Source organism: Olleya sp. ITB9 (assembly GCF_001315805.1).
GTDB classification, from domain to species: Bacteria; Bacteroidota; Bacteroidia; order Flavobacteriales; family Flavobacteriaceae; genus Olleya; species Olleya sediminilitoris.
The window spans coordinates 17,324-40,898 of sequence record NZ_BCBW01000028.1 but is presented as its reverse complement, the minus strand read 5'-3'; the positions used below and the strand labels follow the sequence as shown (position 1 = coordinate 40,898).

The following is a 23,575-nucleotide window of genomic DNA, read 5'->3' as shown; positions in this document are numbered from 1 at the left end:
GCAGAATTGTAAATATAACTGACCAATAATTTATTTGATATAGATTTTTCATAATCTAAAATTATACTTTACACGTTTTTGATATTAGGTAATTTAGAATCACAAAATACAGCCCAATACACATTGGTATTATGAACATAAATAGATAATTGTATTTTTCAAGCGTTAATAGATTTGCAAATAAGACATAAGCGATAAGCCAAATCGCTATCAATATCCAGTAGTTACTTAATAAATTTTGATTTTTTTTTGAATATTTTGTGGATTTACTCTTTATGTATGTTGCTATAATTAGTTGTATTATACCTAAAGCTAATTGAGCAAGAGCTCCATATATTGGTTCTATTAAAAATAGTAATAGGACAAACAAATAAGTGAGTAGGTTTACTTTAAATAGATTTTTCATAATTTTAGTTTATTTAAAACTTTCAGAAAATATTGAAAGTTTTTATTAAATTTTTTATTTAAATAGTTTTAATAAAGATTTTGTAATCCAATTTTGTTTTTGATTTACTAATTTATTAATCATAATGTCCATAGTTTCTGTTAGTTCATGAAGTGCTTTGGTTTGTTTAATAAGCTCTTTTGTTTTAGCAGTTCCATCATCTTTAATGGTCGACACCTCTTCTAAAACTTTAACAACAGGTTTAATTTCTCTTCGACTACGTTCAACAGCAACAATCCTAGCTAATTCTTGAACATCTTTTTCGGTTGTAAAAAACTCTTTACGCTCACCTGCTACTAATGTTTTAGTCACAATTCCCCAATCCATTAATTGTCTTAAATTCATGCTAGTGTTTCCTCTAGATATTTTAAGATCTTCCATAATCTCTTCCATAGATAATGGTTTGGTCGAAATAAATAAAAGCGCTTGTATTTGAGCCATAGCTTTATTGATTCCCCAAAGTGAACCTAAACTTCCCCAAGTACTAATAAATTTATTTTTTGCCTCTAAATATTCCATGTCACAAATATATCAATTAATTTTAAACTTTCAATAATTATTGAAAGTTTATTTAAAATAAAAAGAAGGCTAAGTTAATAACCTTCTTTTTTAATCTGTTATTTTATTAAACCAGCACGCTTTAAAAGTGCTTCAGGTTTAGGTTCTTGACCTCTAAAACGTTTGTAAAGTGTCATTGGGTTTTCTGTTCCTCCTTGAGATAGGACGTGATCTTTAAATTTAGCAGCCACTTCTTTATTAAAAATCCCTTCTTCTTTAAAATACTCAAAAGCATCTGCATCTAATACTTCTGCCCATTTGTAGCTATAATATCCCGACGAGTAGCCTCCTTGAAAAATATGTGCAAAAGCAGTACTCATGCAATTGCTTTTTACCTCAGGATATAAATTAGTGTTTTCAAAAGCTTTAGTTTCATAGGCTTTAACATCTTCAATTAATGATGGATCTGTACCATGCCAGCTCATATCTAATAATCCAAAACTAATCTGACGTAAGGTTTGCATACCTTCATGAAACGTTGCGCTTTCTTTAATTTTATTAACTAAATCCATTGGTATGACCTCGTTAGTTTGGTAATGTTTAGCAAACAGCTCTAAAGCGTCTTTCTCATAACACCAATTTTCAAGAATTTGACTAGGTAATTCAACAAAATCCCAATAGACACTTGTACCAGATAAACTTGGATAAGTTGTATTGGCTAGCATACCATGTAAGCCATGACCAAACTCATGAAACAATGTTGTTACCTCATTAAAGGTTAATAAAGAAGGTTTACTTTTTGTTGGTTTAGTAAAATTACATACGTTAGATATGTGTGGTCTTTGGTTGACACCATCTTTAATATATTGAGGTTTAAAAGAAGTCATCCAAGCTCCATTACGTTTTCCAGGTCTTGGAAAAAAATCTGCATAAAATAATGACACAAGATTATTGTTATCGTCTAAAACCTCAAAAGTCATCACATCTTCATGATATTTGTCTATGGTTTCAATTTTTTTAAACTGAAGTCCAAATAATTTATTAGCCACAAGGAAAGCGCCTTCAATAACATTTTCAAGTTTGAAATAAGGTTTTAATTGTTCATCATCTAAATTGAATAATTTTTGTTTCAATTTTTCAGAGTAGTAAGCTGAGTCCCATTTCTCTAATACGTCAATACCATCTAATTCTTTAGCAAAATTTTGAAGATTAGTAAACTCACGTTCAGCTGCAGGTTTAGCTTTTTCTAATAACTCATTTAAAAACGAAGTTACTTTTTCTGGTGTCTGTGCCATACGCTCTTCAAGTACAAAATCTGCATGTGTTTTATATCCCAACAGGTTAGCGCGTTGGTGTCTTAACTTAGCAATTTTTAAAACATGTTCTTGATTGTCGTAATCGTTATTATTAAAGCCTTTAGCACCAAAAGTTAAAGATAGTTTTTTACGTAATGCTCTATTATCAGCATAAGTCATAAAAGGTATGTAACTTGGGTAATCTAAAGTGATTAGCCAACCCTCTTTGTTTTTACTTTCGGCTAATTGTTTTGCAGCTTCAATAGCACCTTCGGGTAAACCAGATAAGTCCTCTTGATTTGTAATTAGCATTTCAAAAGCATTTGTTTCGGCAAGAATGTTTTCGCCAAACTTTAATTTTAAACTTGCTAATTGCTTGTCAATTGCTCTTAATTCTTGTTTTTTGTCTTCAGGTAAATTAGCTCCATTTCTGGAAAAACTTTTATACTTTTTATCTAGTAAAGTACTTTGTTCTGTTGTAAGATTTAATTGGTCTTTATTATCAAAAACATGCTTAACTTTTTTAAATAAGTCGTTGTTTAAAGTAATGTCGTTACCAAACTCTGATAAAATAGGAGAGATGTCTTGAGCTATTTTTTGAATTTCATCATTAGTTTCAGCCGAATTTAAATTAAAAAAGATACTAGTAACGCGATCTAATTGCTGTCCAGAAAACTCTAGTGCTTCAATAGTATTTTCAAAAGTTGGTTGAGCAGTGTTTGTAACAATTGCATCAATCTCTTTTTTTGTGTCTTCTATAAGTTTTAATATGGCTGGTTTGAAATCCTTATTTTGAATTAAATCAAAAGGCGCTGAGTTATAATTTGTTGTAAAATGGTCTATTAATATGTTCATTTTTCTTAAAAATAAATTTTTTGATGTTAAAATTAAGTTTTTTATTGCTTAATAATGATTTAAATGTGTATTTTTGCAAAGATTTTTTCCCGTGAGTTGGTTACTCACTTAAAAATTATTGATTAATAGCGATAAAAAGCCTCAGATACTTCTGAGGCTTTTTTTTGTTAAATACGTATTTAAACGTATAAATATTACGTTTTAACTAATAATATGAAAAAACTTTAACATTTCTCTTCATTTAAATGAAAAGTGACGTTTTTGCAACTGTTTTTTAAATGTGAGTGTTTATTACTCATAATATAGAAAATAATAGCGATGGAGGCCTCAAACTTAGTTTGGGGCTTTTTTTGTGGATTTCAGATCGCAATTCAACAGTTTTATTTGTGTTTAATCGAATTCGCTTATTTCTCTACTTAACAATTATTCAAATACAAGGATATGAAGCAACTTTGTAAATAGTTTTTTTGATGTGAGTATAAATTTCCTCATTTAGAAAAGATTAATAGCGATTGAAAACCCCAACTAAGTGTTGGGGTTTTCTGTTTTTACTATTTTATGTCTTTTGCAGCTTGCTCTACTTTTGCTTTTAAGGCTTCTTTATAGTCTATTATTTTTTCTAATACAGAAGGATCTGAAGCTCCAATTATTTGAGCTGCTAATATACCAGCGTTTTTTGCTCCGTTTAAAGCTACAGTTGCCACAGGTACACCACCTGGCATTTGTAATATTGATAATACAGAGTCCCATCCATCTATGGAGTTGCTACTCTTAACTGGTACACCTATAATAGGTAATGGGCTAAGCGAAGCAACCATACCTGGTAAATGTGCTGCACCTCCAGCACCAGCAATAATGACTTTAATGCCATTTTTATGTGCGTTTTTACTAAAGTTAAATAATTTTTCGGGAGTACGATGTGCAGATACTATATCTACTTCAATCTCAATATTAAAATGATTTAAAATATCAATAGCATCTTGCATGACTGGCATGTCACTATTGCTTCCCATAATTACAGCTACTTTATTCATCTTGTGTGTTTGTTAGTTGTGTTTGATTTTAAAATTATTTCAAAAATACGTTTTTATAACGTTTAATTAATTTCTGTCTTATCATAATTTTTTTGTCTTGATTTTTTCTGAAAGTTGGATTGCATTTCATGATATATCTACTGCATTTCACGACATTTATTTTTATAACCCTTGATTTTGTTGGAGTTTTGAAGTGTTGATCAGCATAATGTAAAATATCCAAAAAACTAAAATACTATCCAATGAAGTTACAGTCTATTTTAATTGTTAGCATATTTCAGCTAATGTTTTCCTTTTTATTTGCTCAGAAATACGAAAAAACATACCAACAAAATATTAATTATAAAACCAATAATAACAACGGGAAAGATTTAAACTTAAATTTTGCTTGTAAGTATGATGCCTTTCTTGGTGAACCACTTTTTAGCTCAAGAACAAAAAAAATATCTGAAGGAGATTTTATTGTATATAATAACCAAAAATACTATAGAAAAGATATTGGAGACAAAATATTTAATCAGGTAGAGGTAGGATTAATTAATGTCTCGTTTGACATTTATCAAGGCTCTAGAAAAATTACAACTGTAAAACTTGAAAACGAAATTTCTGTGTCTTTTATACCTGGAAGTCCAGATTGGGACCAATTATGGCCAGGAGTAAGTGAGGACAATGTAAAAAAAATATGGAAGGAAGGTTATACAATAAAAAATGCTAAGCTTTACAATGTCAAGTTTACAGGTTTTAGTGCTTTACAAAACTATTTAAACAAAATAGAAAGCGATAAAGCAAAAGAAATTGAAGATAAAAAGAAAGCAGAAGAAAAGGAGAAAGAAGAACAAGAAAAAGCGGATCAAGAACAACAGTTAAAAGCGGAGGAAGAAGCCGAAAAACTTATAGCAGAAAATAAAAAACAAGAGGAAGAAGATTTAGAACGTGCTAAAGAAGAAGAAAGAGAAAAAGCAGCAGCAGCTGAAGCAGAAAGAAAACGAAGAGAAGAGCAAGAACGAATTAGACAAGAAAAGATTAACGCTTATAACAATAGAATTGCTAACCAGAAAAAAGAAAATAATGCAATAGCAGCTGCTTCTGCTGCATCTTCGGCTAGTATTTTATATCTACTAGGTGGTGTTATTTATAACAAAATGGGATTACCTGGTAAAGACTTATATACAGGTAATAATTTTCATATAAATTTTGATTTTGGTTACGGTGTTTCAGCTTTTCCACTATCCTATAATAGTGTTAGAACCGCTGTGGATTATAATGGAGATGAACAAACTACAGAAGAAGAGACTACTGTTTCTGCAATAACAGTTGATTTAAGATTAGCTTTTAAAGTTGGATATGAAGTAGAAAATGGAGGAGGTAATATATACGGAAGATTTGAACCAGGTTTTTCACCTATTTTCACTGATTTTAACACTAGTCATGGCTATGGAGCAGAAATATTTGGTGGTCATAAAAATATTAAACTATATGGTAGATATGAAATGGGAACTCATAGTTTTTCTTCAAACAACTGGATTGATCCTGAGGAAATTGGTGAAGGTGGGAAGTCTTCTACATCTTATACACAATTGAGAGCAGGTTTAAAATTTTCGTATTACCGTAATACAAGAACTGCAAAAAGGGATCATATAATCTTAGGTATAATGGAAAACTATTTTGATGAGAACTCAGCAGAAGTGTTTTCTTTTAGAGAAGAACCTGGAGAGCCACTTATTAATCTAAATGGTAATATACCAAATTATGTTGCATCAGGTTTTTTCTTCGAGTGGAAAAGAGATCATACCCATAGATTGTATTTAGAAGTGTTTTCAAATTATCCTTCTACAGGAGAGATTGGAGGTGTATCTAATGACGGAAGTATGTTTTTACAGGTTGGGTTTTCTAGATCAATAGAAGGCTTTTTTGGAAACAAATAGAAAATAATAATTTTAATTGGATTGATGCTTTTTCTATAATAGAAACAATCAGTCATAAGTCTAGAATGATATAAACAGATGATTGCTTAAATGCTAATAGAGATATAACCTTTGATAATATTAAATTTAAAGATAAGATGAAAACGCAAAAAAAAACAAGTATCATATTCTTCATTCTATTAAACAGTGTTTTGAGTTTAGCACAGGGCAATAAATATGATCACATCAATAACAATAAACCATATAAGGTTCCTGCTAATGATACAGTTGTGTCTACCTATGAAAAACTGTTATTATACAAGGTTTCAGAATATGATTTTGGCGAAAATTCCAATGGTATTGCTATACAGCCTCAATTATTAGACGATAATATTAATAAAATATTTAATACTGTTGTATTTGCTAACTCGGATTTAGCTTCAAATGGATCTTCTATTGGTTATCAAAAAAATGACTCTAAAGAAACTGTATCTGTTAATAGTGTTACTAAACTAAGTTCGTCATACAGTCATTTCTTTAAAATTGGTATTCACGCCAAAGGATCCTCATCTCCATTTAATTTGTATAATAACAATACTTGGAGTAGTGGTGTTGGCGCGACATTGGGTTATATCTATAAACCTAATAATTCTTCAACTTCTTACAACGATAACGAAGCTGAAAAACTAAGCATGAAACGATTAAAATTTGTTGATTCGTTAATGAAGATTAAACTTTCTTATGCCAAAAAATTAAAAACAATAAATACTTTACTAAGTATACTGGATACAAGTAAAGCAACTTATTATCATAAAAAAGATAGTTTAATTGCTATAAAAAAAGAGATAGAGACATTTAATTCTATTTTCAAAAATGTAAATACAAATCTAACATCAACCAATTATCATAATAAGTCACTTTATAATTCCAATTTTTTATCAGACACAGCTTTTGTGTTGAAAAATGGTAGGTCTTTAAACGAGTTAGAAAAATCTGGAGGTGAAGAGTTTGTTAAAGCTATAAATTACATTGTGGAAGAATTAACAAGCTTCGATAAAAAAAACGACATCACTTATGGGTATTCTTTACATTGGTTTGATGGAGATTTCTCAATAACTAATGAAAGCTACAAGTTTGAAGAAGCTAATATAGATAATGTATTATATGTGTCTTTAAACGATAGTTTAAAGTTTGATAAATCTAAAAACAAACTAAAAATCACTGCTCAGATTAATTATAATTACACTACTAAAAATAATAAAAGATTATTGTTTTTTAAAGCAGGTACAGCATTTCATAATGGATCATTTTTAAGTTCTAATTTGCTAAATGGAACACCAAAAATAGATGAAAACCAAAATATAATTGACGAAAGTAATATTGAAGATAATGCATTAAAAGGAAATTTTAATACTATAGACAACACTATGAGTTATGGTAGTTTTAGTGCTTATGGAGCATTGTTTTTTGGTAAAACTCAAAAATTTGGGGTAAACTTAAATCTTAGACATAATTATTTAATACAAAAGCCTGACGAAGTGTTTTATAAAAACAATTTCACTGCTTTAATTGGTCCAATTTTTAAAGCAACAGGAAAAGAAGACAAAGGTGTTGTACTTGGTATTGATATTGGTTTTGATAATTCTATTTACAATACAAAAATAAATAAGGACTTTACTGCTAGATTACGTGTTGGTATTCCTTTTAAAATATATTCAAAATCAAAAAGTAAATAGCAGCAGAGTTTAACAATAATTACAATAAGTCGCTTAGATTTTGACTCAAATTTATCCTGTAATTAATATATTATTGAATTGATAATTATTAAGATTAATCTAACAATAATATACAGGTCTGTAATAATTTAGAATATAACTTAATATATTTGATTCAATTTTTTTTTAAAAAAAAACTAACACTTAACCAATTAAAAATGAAAAAAATGAAACCATTTAATGCCAAAGTAGAAATTTGTAGTGATGTACAAAATAGAATAAAAATAACTTTTTTTAACGTAGATTCTAAAGATGTTAATTCTAGACAATTTAAAGTAAATAATGTTAAAGTACACTCTAATCCAGATCATGTTATTTTTCAAATATCTGATGGTAAAGGAGGTGCTGTTTTAGAAGGTAAAGAAGAAGCTGTCATTTACACCAGTTTTGAAGATTCTAATATAAAAAAAGGTTTGTATGCCTTTTTTATTAATGACGATTCCTCTCTTGAAGAAGTCGTAACACCTAAGCAAACCGGAACAGGAGGAGTTGTAGGATTAATAACTTGTGGTGGTTAATTGAAAAAAATAATCTTTATATTATTTACACAATTTGTTGTTGCTCAGCAAATTCCATTAGACTCTATCTCTTACGAATATTTTTATGAGAAAGAGCTACAACAAATTGTGTCTTTAAAACAACTACAAAAAGACAAACCTTTTAGCTCTAAAGCACAATTTGAAATAGCTGAAATTTACCAAAGAATCAATTGTGAAGATTCTGCATATTCAAGATATTATAAAATATATGAGCAAGAAAAAGCTTCTAGAACACTAAATGAAGATGAGTTTAAAGAGCTTTTATTACAAGTTCATAAAACTGAAACAAATAAGCATAATTATTTTAAGGAAACTAACCGTTTTTTAAATGAACTGCAAGAATTATCAAATCAAGATAAAAACGACAAATGGTCTTCAATAGTAAATAAAGAATTAGCCACTGTAAATTTTATAGATTCTATGAAATATAATTTGGGTTACAGTAAAATGTTAAGGCTTCAAAAGTCTAGTTATTATAAAGAAAATCAAAACTTTAAAACAGGTGTGTTGTTAAATTTAGGTAGTTTTAATATTCAATTAAATAATTATAAAGAAGCTTCTAGATTTTTAAACGAATCTTATTTTATTGCAAAACAAAATAATGATTATCTAAACCAATCTTACGCTAAAATTAATCTAGGTGTCAATGAAATATACAAAAACAATTATTTTTTAGCCATAAATCACCTTGATGAAGCTTCTAAAATACCCAATCAAAAGTATTTAATTAAAATAAATAGAATTGTTCACAGCCTAAAAAAACGAGCTTACGATAGTCTTGCAGATTTTAAAAATTCTGAAATCCAAAAGCTATACTTAGCTAAATATGACAGCTTAGTTGACGACTTTCGTAAAAACAGTAATTTTTATGAAATTGATGTTGTGCATCAAACAAAAGAAAAAGATAAAAAAATAGAAGAATTATCTTCATTCAAAAAGACATTTAATAATAATAAGATCGTATACAGTGTTTTATTGTTTTTAGTTTTCTTATTAGCGTTATACTCTTTTGTGCGATGGAAAAAAACAGACAGAATAAAGTCTCAGTTGGATAAAGAAAATCAGTCTTTAAATTTAGAAAATCAAAAAACTAAAACCGAGTTAGAAACAGTAAAGGCATTAGTTATAAACGATCACATTGTACTTAAAAACAAATCTAAAGTGTATTTAGAAGCGTTAATTTGTGTAAAGTCTGATGGACATTATCTTAATCTGTTTACCACATCAGGAAAAGAGTTTGTAAGAGGTAAAATATCGGAAATCGAAAAGCAATTACCTCCAAACTTTGTTAAGTGTCATCGCTCAAATATTATTAATAAAAATTACATTAAGCAATATAATAGTTTAGAGGTTGTCATGACTAACGGTCAGCATATTCCGTTATCCCGTGGATTTAAATTTTAAATGCTGATAACTTTAATACTGCTTTTTACTTCTTCAGCAATTTGACGTGCTGTATTCAAGTCTTTATTGGTTATTGTAACATGTCCCATTTTTCTAAAAGGACGTGTTTGTTGTTTACCATAAATATGTGGTGTAACACCATTCATAGCCATTATGGTTTCAATGTTTTGGTATTTGACTTGTCCAGTATGTCCTTCAGCTCCAACTAAATTAACCATAACACCAGCAACAGTATTATCTGTTGAGCCTAATGGTAAGCCTAGAATAGCTCTAATATGTTGTTCAAATTGAGAGGTGTAGCTAGCTTCAATGGTTTGGTGACCAGAATTATGAGGTCTAGGTGCAACTTCATTAATTAAAATCGTGTCATCTTCGGTTAAAAATAATTCTACAGCTAATAAACCAACATGATTATAAGCTTTAGAGGTTTTTAACGCAACATCTTGTGCCTTTTGGGCTATTTCTGGACTTACTCTAGCAGGACAAATAACGTATTCCACTTGATTAGCTTCTGGATGAAACTCCATTTCTACAACAGGATACGTTTTAGTTTCTCCATTTGCGCTTCTAGCAACAATAACAGCCAATTCATTTTTAAAAGGGACTAATTGTTCGGCAATACATTCGCCTTTAGGCAAATCATTTAAATCAGAAAGTTGACGTACAATTTTTACACCATTACCATCATAACCAAATTGTGCTGCTTTCCAAACAAACGGAAAACTTAATGCGTCATTACTAATAGCGTCTTCAATTTCAGATAAATAAGCATATCTGCTAAAAGGAGCAGTCGGTAAATTATGATCCTGATAAAATAATTTTTGAGTCGCTTTATTTTGTATTTGCTTTAATGTTTTAGCAGACGGAAAGACTTTTATACCTTCCTCTTCTAAAGTTTCTAAAGCATTAACATTAACATTTTCAATTTCAATAGTTAAAACATCAACCTGTTTTCCAAAATTGTAAACTGTATCATAATCCATTAAGTCACCTTGGATAAAAGTATTACAAGCCATACGACTTGGTGCCTCGTTACTTGGATCTAAAACGTAAGTTTGAATGTCAAATTTTCGGGTATTATAAAGTAGCATTTTACCTAATTGGCCACCTCCTAAAATACCTAATTTAAAGTCTGAAGAAAAATAATTCATTGGTACTAAATCGTGTTAGCAACAAAAATACATTTTAAAACCAAAACACCACCTAAAAATCGAATTCAAATATCTGTAAAGCAGTCACAATTACGTATATTTGCGGTTTAAATTTATAAAATGCAAACAATAACACTTCACGACAAACAGTTTAAACCATTTATTTCTGAACAAGAAATAAATGATGTAGTCACAAAAATGGCAGTTCAAGTAGCAGAAGATTTAGGTGACGAAGTGCCTGTTTTTATTGGTATTTTAAATGGGTCATTTATGTTAGTAAGTGATTTTGTAAAAAAATATCCAAAGCCATGTGAGGTGACTTTTATTAAGTTAGCATCTTATGAAGGTGTAAAATCAACAGAAGACATCCAGCGCTTAATAGGCTTGACTCAAGATCTAACAGGTCGTACAGTTGTGATTTTAGAAGATATTATTGACACAGGTAATACCCTTCATGAAGTACATCGTATATTTAAAAACGAAAACGTAAAACAATTATTAATAGCAACCTTATTTTATAAGCCAGAAGCCTATAAAAAAGATTTTAAGTTGCACTATGTTGGACTAGAAATACCAAATAAATTTATTGTAGGCTATGGATTAGATTATGATGGATTAGGACGTGATTTACCAGCAGTATACCAATTAAAAACAACACAACACATGACTAATTTAGTGCTATTTGGACCTCCAGGAGCAGGAAAGGGAACACAAGCTAATTTTTTAAAAGAAAAATATGATTTAATACACATATCTACAGGAGATGTGTTTAGGTATAATATTAAAAACGAAACAGCTTTAGGGACTTTAGCAAAATCATACATGGATAAAGGACATTTAGTGCCTGATCAAGTAACTATTGATATGCTTAAAGCAGAAGTAGAGCGTAACGCAGATGCTAAAGGGTTTATATTTGATGGTTTTCCTAGAAATGAAGCTCAGGCCAAAGCCTTAGATCAAATCATGGAAGAAAAAGATTCTGAAGTTAGCGCAATGGTAGCTTTAGAAGTTGAAGATGAGGTTTTAGTACAACGCTTATTAGAGCGTGGTAAAACTAGTGGAAGAAAAGACGACTCTGATGAGGCTATCATCCGTAATCGTATTAAAGTATATTACAACGAAACTGCAATATTAAAAGACTATTACGCAGCACAAAATAAATATTTTGGTGTTAACGGAATAGGTAGTATTGAAGACATAACAGTACGTCTTAACACAGTTATAGACAAACTGTAATACAAACAATCTTGTTTGAGTTAATAAGTATTAGTGAAAACTTTTAGCTGTTAACGTTTTTAACTTTTTAACTAAATTATGACTGAAGGAAATTTTGTAGACTACGTAAAAATGCATGTCACTTCTGGAAACGGAGGAAAAGGGTCTGTGCATTTACATCGCGAAAAATTTATTACAAAAGGAGGACCAGATGGAGGAGATGGTGGACGTGGTGGACACGTTATATTAAGAGGTAATCCAAACCTTTGGACACTATTACACTTAAAATTTAAACGTCACGTCAGAGCTGGACATGGTGGACATGGTAGTAAAAGCCGAAGCTCTGGAGCAGATGGAGAAGATATCTATATGGATGTACCATTAGGTACAGTTGTTAGAGATACTGAAACGGATCAAATTCTTTTTGAAATTACAGAAGAAGGAGAAGAGCGTATTGTTGCAGAAGGAGGAAAAGGAGGATTAGGAAACTGGCACTTTAAAACACCAACCAATCAAACACCACGATATGCACAACCAGGTATGCCACTTGAAGAAAACTTTATAACCTTAGAGTTAAAAGTTTTAGCAGATGTAGGATTGGTAGGTTTTCCAAATGCAGGAAAATCAACATTATTATCTGTAGTAACTTCTGCAAAACCAAAAATTGCTGATTATGAGTTTACAACATTAAAACCTAATTTAGGTATTGTAAAATATCGTGACTATCAAACCTTTGTAATGGCTGATATACCAGGTATTATAGAAGGAGCAGCAGAGGGTAAAGGATTAGGATATTACTTTTTACGTCATATAGAGCGTAACTCGATATTACTGTTTTTAATACCTGCAGATGCACCAGATATTAATGCACAATACGAAATTTTGTTAGACGAGCTTAGACGTTATAATCCAGAAATGTTAGATAAAGATCGCATGATTGCAATTTCAAAATCAGATATGTTGGATGATGAACTTAAAGCTGAAATGAAAGCAGAATTAGATAAATCATTACCAATACCTTACCAGTTTATTTCAAGTGTAGCACAACAAGGATTAACAGAATTGAAGGATACACTTTGGAAAATGCTTAACTAGAGATTGAACTATATTACATAAAAAAAAGCTTCCATATGAAAGCTTTTTTTTTATGTATATCGTTTTTGTTTCAGCTTTGTAACACATAACCTATTTTATATAATATCAAGAATTACTCTAAAACCTAGCATTAATCCAATCAGTCATTATTTTTAAAACAATAGTAGAAAAGGTTTCTTTGTTAGTGAAATATTCATCCATAAGGCCAGTTTTAGCAGTTTGAAATAAATGGTTATAGCCTTCTAATAATTTAATTGTTACATCTTTATTTTTAGCTGTTTTAAGATGATTTTCAATTTCAGGTAAATTAATTTCTGGTAAAACTTGTACATCTTTTGATCCGTTTAAAACTAAAATTGGACAAGTCGTTTTTTCAAGATACGGTTTTGGGTCTGTTTTAATAAAAGCTTGTAACCAAGGGTTAGATAGCTGTGTTTTTAATTGGTTGATAGTGTACTCATTTATATAGACTTTAAAAGGACTATCTTCAGTGTCTAATTTATTTTTAAAATTTTGTAAAGCAGTTTCAATAGCAGTCTTTTGTTTTTCAACTTCTGTTTCAGAGAACATTGCTTTATATGCAATAGAGGTTAAAGTGTTATTAAATGCAATACCTTCATCTGTTGCACCTTGTAGTTTTGCTATTTTTTCACTTTGAGACTGTAATATATGTTGACCCTTTACACCTGGTCCTGCAAGCATGATTATAAAAGCAACATCTGTATTAGTTGAGGCTACAATTGGTGCAATTAATCCTCCTTCACTATGACCAATTAATCCAATTTTTGATGTATCAATATCTGTTCTAGATTTTAAGTATTTTATACCAGATTCTATATCATTTGCTAAGTCAAAAGTGGTTGCTTTACTAAAATCACCTTCAGATTTAGCAATACCACGTTCGTCAAAACGTAATACCGCAATACCGTTATTAGTTAGGTAATCTGCTATAACCCAAAAAGACTTATGATTCATCATTGTACAGTCTCTGTCATGTCCACCAGAGCCATTTATTAAAATGGCTGTTGCAGGATTTTTAATATTTTTTGGCAGTGTCAATGTACCTGCTAATGTTATGCTATCTGCTTCTTTATTTATAAATGTGACCTCTTCAATTATATAATTAAAAGGTGGTTGTGGTGTTTGTGGTTTTTGGGTTTGAGAAAAAGATATGTTTGAGCATATAATTATTAGTACTAGGTTTGTTATTGTGAAATTTTTCATGATTAATAATTTTTTTTCTATACTTAATCTATTTTGTCCACCTCAATACGCACACCTTCACTGTGACTACTAAATTCTGGAGCATACATACTCTGTATGGTTGTTATTCCATTACTCATATTTCCTGCATTGTTGACGCGTAAATCATATTCAAACACATAAATTCCTTTTGGTAAATAATCAAAAAAGAAGTTGGTTGACGCATCTTTAGTTGCTTCATAATAGCCCAATCCATCTTGGTACTTGTATTTACTAAGCACATTAATAGGTTCTAAACCTGCAGCTCGCATATTTTTCATGTGTACAAATTCCATTGCACGATCACTTCGTAGTTCGATTCTAACTCTTATTAAATCTCCAATATTTAATTTTGTGTTTTCTGTAATTTTAGAGATTACCTCACCAGTAGCAGTATTAGTTTTTAAATACAATTGTTTCTTGATTTTTAATGGTGTTTCAGCAGAAGTTATTTTATCTAAATCCTCAAAATATTGCCAGTATAAACTTCCCCAAGCAATACCGTTACCTTTTTTTGTCAGCTTAACTTCAGCCATTTTAGGAGTAATGTCTTTTCCTGACCAAGAGGTTTTGTAATAACCAGTTCCAGCTTCAATCTTAACGTTTTCTAAGGTTTCTGGTGTTATTTTTTCGCCACCTAAAACTACATCAACCATTTCTGTGACGCTTAACCAATCATTTCCTTGAAGTAGTAATGCATAGACTGCTTCAGTAGTTGCTTTTGTTGTTTTCCACTTATTAGTTTGTTTGTTTTTAAGTAACCATATTTTAAGATTATTGATGTCCTCAAGGTTTTTTACTTCATTTTGTAGTGTTGGACCAGCTTCGGTAAAAGCTTCAATCATTAAGGCTTGTGTCTCGATAGAGGCTTGGTACCAGTAGTAAGAATTGGTGTTTTCTTTCCAATACATTCCTAACTCTTCAGAGGTAATACTATTTTCTTTTAAAGATTTTATAATTGATTTTGCTGTCTCCTGATCGTCATGTCTATGCATAATCAACGCCATCATTCCTTTTGCATATAAAGGACGTTTTAACCAATAGTTTCTAATTTGTGATAAATAATACTTGTGTATATCTTGATGCTTTTTTGATAATTTATACTCAGGAAAAAAACTTCGCATATATAAATAATGTAATTGCGTATAGCTTAAATGGTCTTTGGTATAATCTACATCATTGGTAAATTTTGTTAAATCATTATATTCTTTTTCAAATTTATTATCTAAAAAGTCTAATGCTTTTTTTACCATATCAGTAATATCTTCCTCTTTATTACTAACCACATTAAGTTTTTTAAGGTGACCAAAACCAGTTATAATGTGTTGTGTAATGAAGCGATTAGCATGGTAGTTTCCAAACCATGACCAGCCACCATTATCCATTTGGTTGTTTTGTAGTTTTTTTCTAGCACTATTTAACTCATTGGTCATTTTATTTAAATCAAATAATAAAGCCATTCGTTTTTTCTGTTCCGTTTCACTTTGTGCATCACGTAGCCAAGGTGTTTCTTGAATTAAAATGGACTTTAACTCTTGATTTTTTTCTAAATTACTAAGTAAAGCATCCGTGTTTTTCCATTGGTTAAATACCGCTTTAATTCTTGGGTTGCTATTAACAATGTGACTAGCTAATGCATTAGCATAAAATCGGCTAAAGGTTTGCTCATTACACTCGTATGGATATTCCATTAAGTATGGTAAAGCTTGTACAGCATACCAAGCAGGATTACTGGTCATTTCTAAGGTTAATTTGTGGTGTTTTAAAGTTGAAGAAGTTGAGGTCTTTAACTTATCCAATGTAAAAGTTTTACTCTCGTTACTTTTAATCCACATAGGAAGCGTTTCTGTGACTAGCATTCTGTTGGTTAAAACAGGAAGTACATTTTGTTCTCCATCGCTAAATTGACCTGCTTTTGCTAATATTTTATATTGAATTGCACTAATGTTATCAGGAATTGTTAGCGTCCACGTGACTTGTGTATTTCCTTTCGCTTTCGCGGAAAACGATTGCTGATTTACAGAGTTTGATAAGTCAGCATCTATAGATTTGCCAGTCAAAGCATCAAACAATTGAAGCACAGCAGTACCTAAGACATCCTTTTTACTAAGATTAGAAATTTTTGTACTAATTTGTATTTGGTCACCTTGACGTAAAAAACGTGGCACATTTGGTATTACCATTAAATCCTTTTGCGTCACTGTTTGTAATGTGCTTTTAGCATAATTACCTTGTTTGTCATGAGCAAATAAATTAAGATTCCATTTGGTTAAAGCTTCTGGAGTTGTAAAATTAAAAGAGACATTTCCATCTTTATCGGTTGCTAATTGCGGAAAGAAAAAAGCAGTTTCCTGTAAGTTGGTTCTAGCTTTAACGTTAGAAAAGTCTTCTTTGTTTCCGTTTTTTGTAGTAATTATGACAACTCCGTTAGCACCTTTACTACCATATAATGCAGTAGCTTCATCACCTTTTAAGACTGACATTTCTAATATGTCTTTAGTGTTTAATGAGGCTAAATCTCCATTATAAATTACACCATCAACAATAACTAAAGGGTTGGATAAATCATTTATTGATTCAGCTCCTCTAATATTAATTTCATTACCATTTAGGTAACCTGAACTCATTTCTGAATCTTCAACTTGTATTCCAGAAGCTCTTTCTTCAAGTATATCCATTTCTGCAGCAGGTGCAGCCATTTTTCTGGAAGACTTCATTCTTTTATTAGAACCATAAGCAGCAACAATGACTTCATCTAAAGTATTGTCATCGGTATTCATACTAATATTAATAACATTATCTGCTCCAACTGTTTTTTCAATAGTTTGATAGCCAACATAATTAAAAACTAATATATCTCCTGTTATAGCTTTAATAATAAAATCACCATCAAAATCTGTAGTAGTTCCAATAGACGTTCCTTTAACTATTACATTTGCACCTGGAAGAGGTAATCCATTTTCATCAGTAATAGTTCCAGTAACAAATCCCTTTTTTACTGTATTATCAAAAGAGGTTTTAATTCTGTTTATTCTTAATCTATTTACATATTGTCTGTAAGCCCAACTATTATTATTCATGGTAAACCCAAACCAATTATACTGATCAAAGTTTTTAGTATTATTAAATTGTGGGTAATTATATTGTCTGTCAACTCTAAAATAGGTGTTGCCAAAACTATTACCATTATTACGATTATAAGACGTGTAATAACTACTTGGTGTAAAGTTAGAATAATTCCAATAGTGAGATTTAAACTCGTCTAAAGAGGCATCGTACATACTTGCTAAAAACTCAGATGCTACTTTTTCGCCTTTTGTACCTTTAATTTTAAAACTCAAAGTCTCGTCTGCTCCTGGTTGTAATTTGTCTCTAAAGGTTAAAGTTTCTATTTCTAAATCGGTTTTTGGATAAGGTACATTAATAGTCATGCTTCCTGCTTTGTAACTATTAAAAGCAGCTAAACTATAATGGATGCCAAATCCACCTAAATCGTTTTTGTCAACAGGTATTGTAATGCTTTTTTTGTTTTGATTTAGGTTTATAATATGGTTTTCTTTTATTTGATAATCACGTTCAATGCTTACAGTAACCGTTATGTTTTTAGCTGCAGTTGCTAAAGTTAACGTGACATTGTCACCAACTTTATAACTGTTTTTATCAGTAGTTACAGTAATTAATTGTTGATCTGCTAGTGCTTTATCTTTGTCTGAAAATAATGTAGTTTTAGCTTTATTTTTAACAACTTGTCCAAACTTGTCTTTAGTTTCAAGCTCTATAATATAAGCTCCAGATAACCATTTTTTAATATTTTTTAAATCAATAGTTGTTGGTTTTTTGGTGTTAAAGTCAGTCTCAAAAACTAGACTTCCTTTTATCCATTGGTCTGGTTGGTCTTCATTGGTAAATGCATCATGTGGAAAGTAATCTTTAAAAGTCTGTTTTGTAAATCCAGGATAATCTGGTGCAGTCCAAGGTCTGTCTCTTAGTACGTTGTCAGGAGCCTCTAATTTGTATATTTTCAAGGTTCCTTTTGCTGCTACAAACTGACCATTTAAGTTTTGTGTTATAATGGTAATTTGATTGTCTTTTTTAGATTTATCAATACTTGAATTAACAATAATGTTTGCTGTTAGTGTATGGTAACCAACTCTAACTGTCGTTTCTGTACTTCTAGTTTCTCCATTAATATCTGTAACATCTGCAAAAACTTGATAGCTGAAAATTGGTAAATTTGCTTTGTCAGATTTTAAGTCAGGTATGGCTTTAAATACAATATTATAATTTCCATTTGCGTCTGTAGTAGTTTCACCATGAGTGATTTCTTGTGACTCACTAGTTGTATAATTAGGTCTAGACCATCTGTACCAGGTAGGATATTGTACATTCCTAACCACACGATATATTACTTTTGCATCAGTAATTTTTGAGCCTGCAAATGCAATAGCTTCACCAGTTACAGTAACACTATCGTTGACTTTTATAGTTTCGGTAATAGGTTTAAAGTTAGTCTCAAATTTTGGACGTTTATATTCTTCTACAGCAATAGATGTGTTTCCATACACGTTATTATTACTAATTTTAATACTATAATTACCTGTTAAACCATCGTTAGGTAAAATAAACTCGCCAGAAACTGATCCAAAATCATTGGTTGTTAAATTTAATGTGCTTACTTTTTCGTTATTAGTATTATACAAAGTAACGTCCACTTTTTTGTTAGTCATTACCTCAGTTTTATCGTTTTTGTTTTTTAAAGCTATCGCTTTAAAATAAACGGTTTGTGAAGGTCTATAAATACTGCGATCTGTAAGAATAAAAGCACGATAATTAGTGTCGTTGTTTTTGTCTTTTTTGTAATATCTGTTTAGATAATAATCGCCAAAATATGCAGTATCTGATTTTGTGTGTACTGTAAGAGCTATTTGATTTCTATTATATTCAGTAGTTTTATTAATAAAGATAATTCCTTTAGAGCTAGTTGTGGTTTGGATTGTTTTTAAAAACTCATCACGATATTTATAATCAATACTAACTTTTGCATTAGCTAAAGGCTTCCCGTTATTGCGATTGATTACTTGGTAAAATTCTTGGTTTTGATCCTCATAATTTACAATAGCTATGTTGGTAGCTTGTGTTAATGTAGTTGCAAAAAAGTTATTTTCTAAGTCTGTAGATTGTCCAACAATTAGATAAAGACCGTTATTTAATTTTGGTACTAAAACTTCGGTAGTGTGTTGTTGGTAATCGTTTTCGTTTTTTAAATCAGAATCCCAAGTGGTTTCAATTTTAAGCTTTTTTATAAAGGCTTTCTTTTCATCTTCTTTATATATATCCGAAAATTCATCTCGTTGTTTTCTTGTTAATTTATAAGCATCAAAGGTTATATTCTCAACGTTTTTATAATTTATTAAAAATCTAGAATGTGTGTTGTTTGGCACAAATTGTTCTGCTGTAATATTTAAAGAAGGATAAAGTAATTGCGTTTTTAGTGTTTCACATAATTGCGCACCTTTACTATCAGGAAAGTCGTTTATTACTTGTTGAGATAAATTAATAGCCTCTTTAATTTTAAATCTAACTTCTGGATTACTGTCTTTATTATAAGCAAAACCTTGCTGAGCAAATAATGAAGCTATTTTTAAATTGTATAAAGCTGAGACTTGGTGTGTTTTGTATTGGTTGGCTTCGGTTTTAAGGGCTTGTAGGTATAGGTCGTCTTTATTGTCTAAAACAGCATTATTGTAAACGTAATCTAGTCGGCTTATATTAACTTCGGTTAAGGCAAAAGGAGTCTTGTCTTTTAAATGAAATTTAATCAAGTTTTGGTAGGCTTTTAGACCTTGCATTTGTAAAGATGTAGTGTCTTTAGAGGTTATTTTTAACTTGGAAAAAGCATTGGCATTGCTCAATAATTCTGGATTATCAATTGAAAATTTATAAGCAGGCTGAGTGATTTGAGTCTCTGAAGTGCCATAAAAGGTTAACGCATTATGACTTAAAAAATCAAAAAGGGTTGGTCTGTATACTTGACTATCTTTTCCTTTTGTAATAATAGCATCAAATTTGGATGTTGGTGTTTGTTGTAATATTAATCCGTTTTGTAAAGATTGGTCATACAACGTTTTTATTTCAAAAAATAAAGTGTTTAAATCCCATGTTCTAAAATCAATTTGGTCTGCTTTATTTTCGGTTTTTGTACGTCTATAAAATTTGTATCTATTTTGGTTAAAATACTGCCAGTATAATGTAGCCAGCATGTTTTGAAGTACATTTTTTGTTGGTGCTTGACTGTTATTTATTTCGTTTTTAAAATTATTAACAACACTAAGTTGCGCATCTTCTTCAAGTAATAAAGCAAATTTGCTTTTAAAAAGCAGTACTTTAATGCGTTGGTCTGTATTGTTTTCGGCTACAGCCTTATTATATATATTATCAACTATTTTAATAGCACTTTTTGGTAAACCATTAATTTCATGCGTTTCTACCTGATGCCATAAATTGGAATAGTTGTTGTTTTGAGCATGTGACGTAGCAAAAAGTAAAATCATTAAAAGTGTGGATATATGCTTCATTTTGTTAATTTTTAAGCAATATACTTTAGCATTTTATGTTGTTAAAGTACAATTGCGTAAAGTGTACGTTTGAATGAGTAACGTGTTACGGATTTAAAGTTAGTTAATATTTTTTCAATTAAATCAAAAACAATACCAATAGAATGCTATTTTTGTAAACCTTTAATATTCAATATGAAATCACTATTAATTGCCTTATTATTACCTATTGCTATTTTTGCTCAAAGTACAGTAGATTTAGGAGAAGGCTACATCAATAAAAAACAATTTAGTAAAGCTGAAAAGATTTTAAACGCTTTTGTAAAGTCTAATTCCGATAATTTAAAAGCAATTGAGTTGCTAGGCGATGCTTATGGACATCAAAAAAAATGGGACGAAGCTGCTGCAGAATATAAAAAGTTAATTAAAGCCAAGCCAAAAACTGCTAATTACCATTATAAATATGGAGGAGCCTTAGGGATGAAAGCTTTATCTGTTAGCAAAGTTTCTGCTTTGGGTATTATAGGAGATGTTAAATCGTCTTTTTTAAAAGCAGCCGAATTAGATTCAAATCATATTGAAACGCGTTGGGCTTTAGTGGAATTGTATATGCAATTACCAGGAATAATAGGAGGAAGCAAAAGTAAATCTTTAAAATACGCTAACCAATTAGAGGCTTTGTCAAAAGTAGATGGTTATTTAGCAAAAGGTTATATTTATGAATATGATGATGAGCCAGAATTAGCCGAAAAATATTATTTAAAAGCTATTAAAGTTGGAGGCTCTTTAACCTGTTATGAAAAATTAACTGCTTTATATGAAAAAGAAAAACAACCAGAAAAAGCAATAACCAATATTGAAGCTTCACAAATTAAACATCAACGTAATAGTTTACATTATCAAATAGGAAAAGTGTGTGCAGATTACAATGTGCAATTAGATAAAGGTAAACAATGTTTAGTGGTGTATTTACAAAATCACTCGGCAAAAGATGGTGTTCCTAAAGCTTGGGCTAATTACAGATTGGCACAGATTTATAAACATAAAAGCGATACTACAAATGCTTTAAAATACATTAATTTGGCTATTGCCGAATTACCTAAAATAGAAGTGTTTCAGGATTTTAAAGAAGATTTATAGTATATCACAAAAAAGGTTTTACTTGTTCAAGTAATTATTATCTTTGAATACTCTACAAAACAAGGATAATGAATGTACATTTTATAGCTATTGGTGGAAGTGCGATGCACAATTTAGCACTAGCATTACACAATAAAGGTTACCAAGTTACAGGAAGTGATGATACTATTTTTGAACCTTCTAAATCTAGATTAGACGCTAAAGGATTATTGCCTGAAGCCTTTGGATGGTTCCCAGAAAAAGTAACTGCTAATTTAGATGCGATTGTACTTGGTATGCATGCTAAAGCTGATAATCCTGAGCTTTTAAAAGCACAAGATTTAGGTTTAAAAATATACAGTTATCCTGAGTTTTTGTATGAGCAATCTAAACATAAAACAAGAGTTGTAATTGGTGGTAGTCATGGTAAAACCACTATCACTTCAATGATTTTACACGTGATGCATTACCATGATCGTGATGTAGATTATATGGTTGGTGCACAACTAGAAGGATTTGATGTTATGGTTAAATTAACAGAGGATAACGATTTTATTGTTTTAGAAGGTGATGAGTATTTAAGTAGCCCAATTGATAGACGTCCAAAGTTTCATTTATATAAACCTAACATTGCATTGTTAAGCGGAATTGCTTGGGACCATATTAATGTGTTTCCTACATACGATAATTATGTTGAGCAATTCAGTATTTTTGTAGATAGCATTGTAAAAGGAGGAAGTATTAATTATAACGAAGAAGACGCTGAAGTAAAACGTGTTGTTGAAGCTTCAGAAAATCCTATACGTAAAATTGCTTATCACACACCTCAGTATACTGTAGAAAATGGCGAAACTTTGCTGGAAACTCCTGAAGGACCAATGCCAATTGAAATTTTTGGACAGCATAATTTAAATAATTTAGCAGGAGCAAAATGGATTTGTCAACATATGGGAATTGACGAAGATGATTTTTACGAAGCGATTTCAACCTTTAAAGGAGCCAGTAAACGTTTAGAGAAAATAGCAGAAAGTAATACTAGTGTTGCATACAAAGATTTTGCACACTCGCCAAGTAAAGTAAAAGCAACAACTAACGCTGTTAAAGAACAGTATAATAACAGAACTTTGGTTGCTTGTCTAGAGCTACATACTTATAGTAGTTTAAATGCAGAGTTTTTAAACGAATATAAAGGTGCTTTAGATGCTGCAGATGTTGCAGTTGTATTTTACAGTCCTCATGCTGTAGAAATTAAAAAATTAGATCACGTCACAGAAACACAAATAGCAGACGCTTTTAAGCGTGACGATTTAATTATATATACTAATCCAGACGATTTTAAAGACTATTTATTCTCTCAAAATTTTAATAATAAATCATTATTATTAATGAGTAGTGGTAATTATGGAGGTTTAAATTTTGATGAGGTAAAAGACTTGATACAGTAATTTTA

The 23,575-nt window shown here is 30.4% G+C and carries 14 protein-coding genes; 8 read left to right on the top strand and 6 right to left on the bottom strand.

What is annotated here, in order from left to right:
• Positions 1-460 precede the first annotated feature (460 nt).
• The 3 genes from ITB9_RS08015 to purE form a co-directional block, all read right to left on the bottom strand.
• On the bottom strand, positions 461-964 hold the full coding sequence (locus ITB9_RS08015) for a GbsR/MarR family transcriptional regulator (protein WP_028606746.1): 504 nt from the start codon (positions 962-964) through the stop codon (positions 461-463).
• 98 nt (positions 965-1,062) lie between these two features.
• Positions 1,063-3,093: a M3 family metallopeptidase gene (locus ITB9_RS08010; RefSeq protein ID WP_054851818.1), complete on the bottom strand. Its 2,031-nt coding sequence runs from the start codon at positions 3,091-3,093 to the stop codon at positions 1,063-1,065.
• A 551-nt stretch (positions 3,094-3,644) separates the two neighbouring features.
• Positions 3,645-4,127, bottom strand: a complete 483-nt coding sequence (purE, locus tag ITB9_RS08005) for a 5-(carboxyamino)imidazole ribonucleotide mutase (protein ID WP_054851817.1) — start codon at positions 4,125-4,127, stop codon at positions 3,645-3,647.
• A 242-nt stretch (positions 4,128-4,369) separates the two neighbouring features.
• On the opposite strand from purE, the gene ITB9_RS08000 reads away from it, so the two are divergent.
• From ITB9_RS08000 to ITB9_RS07985, 4 genes are all read left to right on the top strand, one after another.
• Positions 4,370-6,052 carry a hypothetical protein gene (locus ITB9_RS08000; protein WP_148638417.1) on the top strand — a complete coding sequence of 561 codons (1,683 nt, stop codon included), beginning with the start codon at positions 4,370-4,372 and terminating at the stop codon, positions 6,050-6,052.
• A gap of 191 nt (positions 6,053-6,243) precedes the next feature.
• Entirely contained in the window at positions 6,244-7,767 is a 1,524-nt protein-coding gene (locus ITB9_RS07995) for a hypothetical protein (RefSeq protein WP_148638415.1), read from the top strand.
• Positions 7,768-7,964: 197 nt separating this feature from the next.
• Positions 7,965-8,324, top strand: a complete 360-nt coding sequence (locus tag ITB9_RS07990) for a hypothetical protein (protein WP_148638413.1) — start codon at positions 7,965-7,967, stop codon at positions 8,322-8,324.
• Complete coding sequence (locus ITB9_RS07985; RefSeq protein ID WP_054851813.1) at positions 8,325-9,749, top strand: LytTR family DNA-binding domain-containing protein; 1,425 nt, start codon at positions 8,325-8,327, stop codon at positions 9,747-9,749.
• Here ITB9_RS07985 and ITB9_RS07980 read toward each other — a convergent pair.
• Positions 9,746-10,900 (bottom strand): 5-(carboxyamino)imidazole ribonucleotide synthase, encoded by a 1,155-nt coding sequence (locus ITB9_RS07980; RefSeq protein WP_054851812.1) that lies wholly within the window; start codon positions 10,898-10,900, stop codon positions 9,746-9,748. The two genes, ITB9_RS07985 and ITB9_RS07980, sit on opposite strands and share 4 nt — an antisense overlap.
• A 120-nt stretch (positions 10,901-11,020) precedes the next feature.
• On the opposite strand from ITB9_RS07980, the gene ITB9_RS15355 reads away from it, so the two are divergent.
• Positions 11,021-12,136: an adenylate kinase gene (locus tag ITB9_RS15355; RefSeq protein WP_082396118.1), complete on the top strand. Its 1,116-nt coding sequence runs from the start codon at positions 11,021-11,023 to the stop codon at positions 12,134-12,136.
• A 78-nt stretch (positions 12,137-12,214) separates the two neighbouring features.
• Positions 12,215-13,210, top strand: a complete 996-nt coding sequence (gene obgE, locus ITB9_RS07970; RefSeq protein ID WP_028291492.1) for a GTPase ObgE — start codon at positions 12,215-12,217, stop codon at positions 13,208-13,210.
• A 117-nt stretch (positions 13,211-13,327) separates the two neighbouring features.
• On the opposite strand, the gene ITB9_RS07965 is transcribed toward obgE, so the two are convergent.
• Both ITB9_RS07965 and ITB9_RS07960 read right to left on the bottom strand, forming a co-directional pair.
• Positions 13,328-14,434 (bottom strand): S9 family peptidase, encoded by a 1,107-nt coding sequence (locus ITB9_RS07965; protein WP_054851811.1) that lies wholly within the window; start codon positions 14,432-14,434, stop codon positions 13,328-13,330.
• A gap of 23 nt (positions 14,435-14,457) precedes the next feature.
• On the bottom strand, positions 14,458-21,027 hold the full coding sequence (locus tag ITB9_RS07960) for an alpha-2-macroglobulin (RefSeq protein ID WP_261975585.1): 6,570 nt from the start codon (positions 21,025-21,027) through the stop codon (positions 14,458-14,460).
• A gap of 174 nt (positions 21,028-21,201) precedes the next feature.
• On the opposite strand from ITB9_RS07960, the gene ITB9_RS07955 reads away from it, so the two are divergent.
• Both ITB9_RS07955 and murC read left to right on the top strand, forming a co-directional pair.
• Positions 21,202-22,146: a lipopolysaccharide assembly protein LapB gene (locus tag ITB9_RS07955; protein WP_054851809.1), complete on the top strand. Its 945-nt coding sequence runs from the start codon at positions 21,202-21,204 to the stop codon at positions 22,144-22,146.
• Between the two features lie 68 nt (positions 22,147-22,214).
• Complete coding sequence (gene murC / locus ITB9_RS07950) at positions 22,215-23,570, top strand: UDP-N-acetylmuramate--L-alanine ligase (RefSeq protein ID WP_054851808.1); 1,356 nt, start codon at positions 22,215-22,217, stop codon at positions 23,568-23,570.
• Positions 23,571-23,575: the final 5 nt, after the last annotated feature.

Excerpts from the sequence above, each read along its gene's own strand:
- ITB9_RS08015 (WP_028606746.1), bottom strand. The coding sequence starts at position 964 with ATGGAATATTTAGAGGCAAAAAATAAATTTATTAGTACTTGGGGAAGT.
- ITB9_RS08010 (WP_054851818.1), bottom strand. The coding sequence starts at position 3,093 with ATGAACATATTAATAGACCATTTTACAACAAATTATAACTCAGCGCCT.
- purE (WP_054851817.1), bottom strand. The coding sequence starts at position 4,127 with ATGAATAAAGTAGCTGTAATTATGGGAAGCAATAGTGACATGCCAGTC.
- ITB9_RS08000 (WP_148638417.1), top strand. The coding sequence starts at position 4,370 with ATGAAGTTACAGTCTATTTTAATTGTTAGCATATTTCAGCTAATGTTT.
- ITB9_RS07990 (WP_148638413.1), top strand. The coding sequence starts at position 7,965 with ATGAAAAAAATGAAACCATTTAATGCCAAAGTAGAAATTTGTAGTGAT.
- ITB9_RS07980 (WP_054851812.1), bottom strand. The coding sequence starts at position 10,900 with ATGAATTATTTTTCTTCAGACTTTAAATTAGGTATTTTAGGAGGTGGC.
- ITB9_RS15355 (WP_082396118.1), top strand. The coding sequence starts at position 11,021 with ATGCAAACAATAACACTTCACGACAAACAGTTTAAACCATTTATTTCT.
- obgE (WP_028291492.1), top strand. The coding sequence starts at position 12,215 with ATGACTGAAGGAAATTTTGTAGACTACGTAAAAATGCATGTCACTTCT.
- ITB9_RS07965 (WP_054851811.1), bottom strand. The coding sequence starts at position 14,434 with ATGAAAAATTTCACAATAACAAACCTAGTACTAATAATTATATGCTCA.
- ITB9_RS07960 (WP_261975585.1), bottom strand. The coding sequence starts at position 21,027 with ATGAAGCATATATCCACACTTTTAATGATTTTACTTTTTGCTACGTCA.
- ITB9_RS07955 (WP_054851809.1), top strand. The coding sequence starts at position 21,202 with ATGAAATCACTATTAATTGCCTTATTATTACCTATTGCTATTTTTGCT.
- murC (WP_054851808.1), top strand. The coding sequence starts at position 22,215 with ATGAATGTACATTTTATAGCTATTGGTGGAAGTGCGATGCACAATTTA.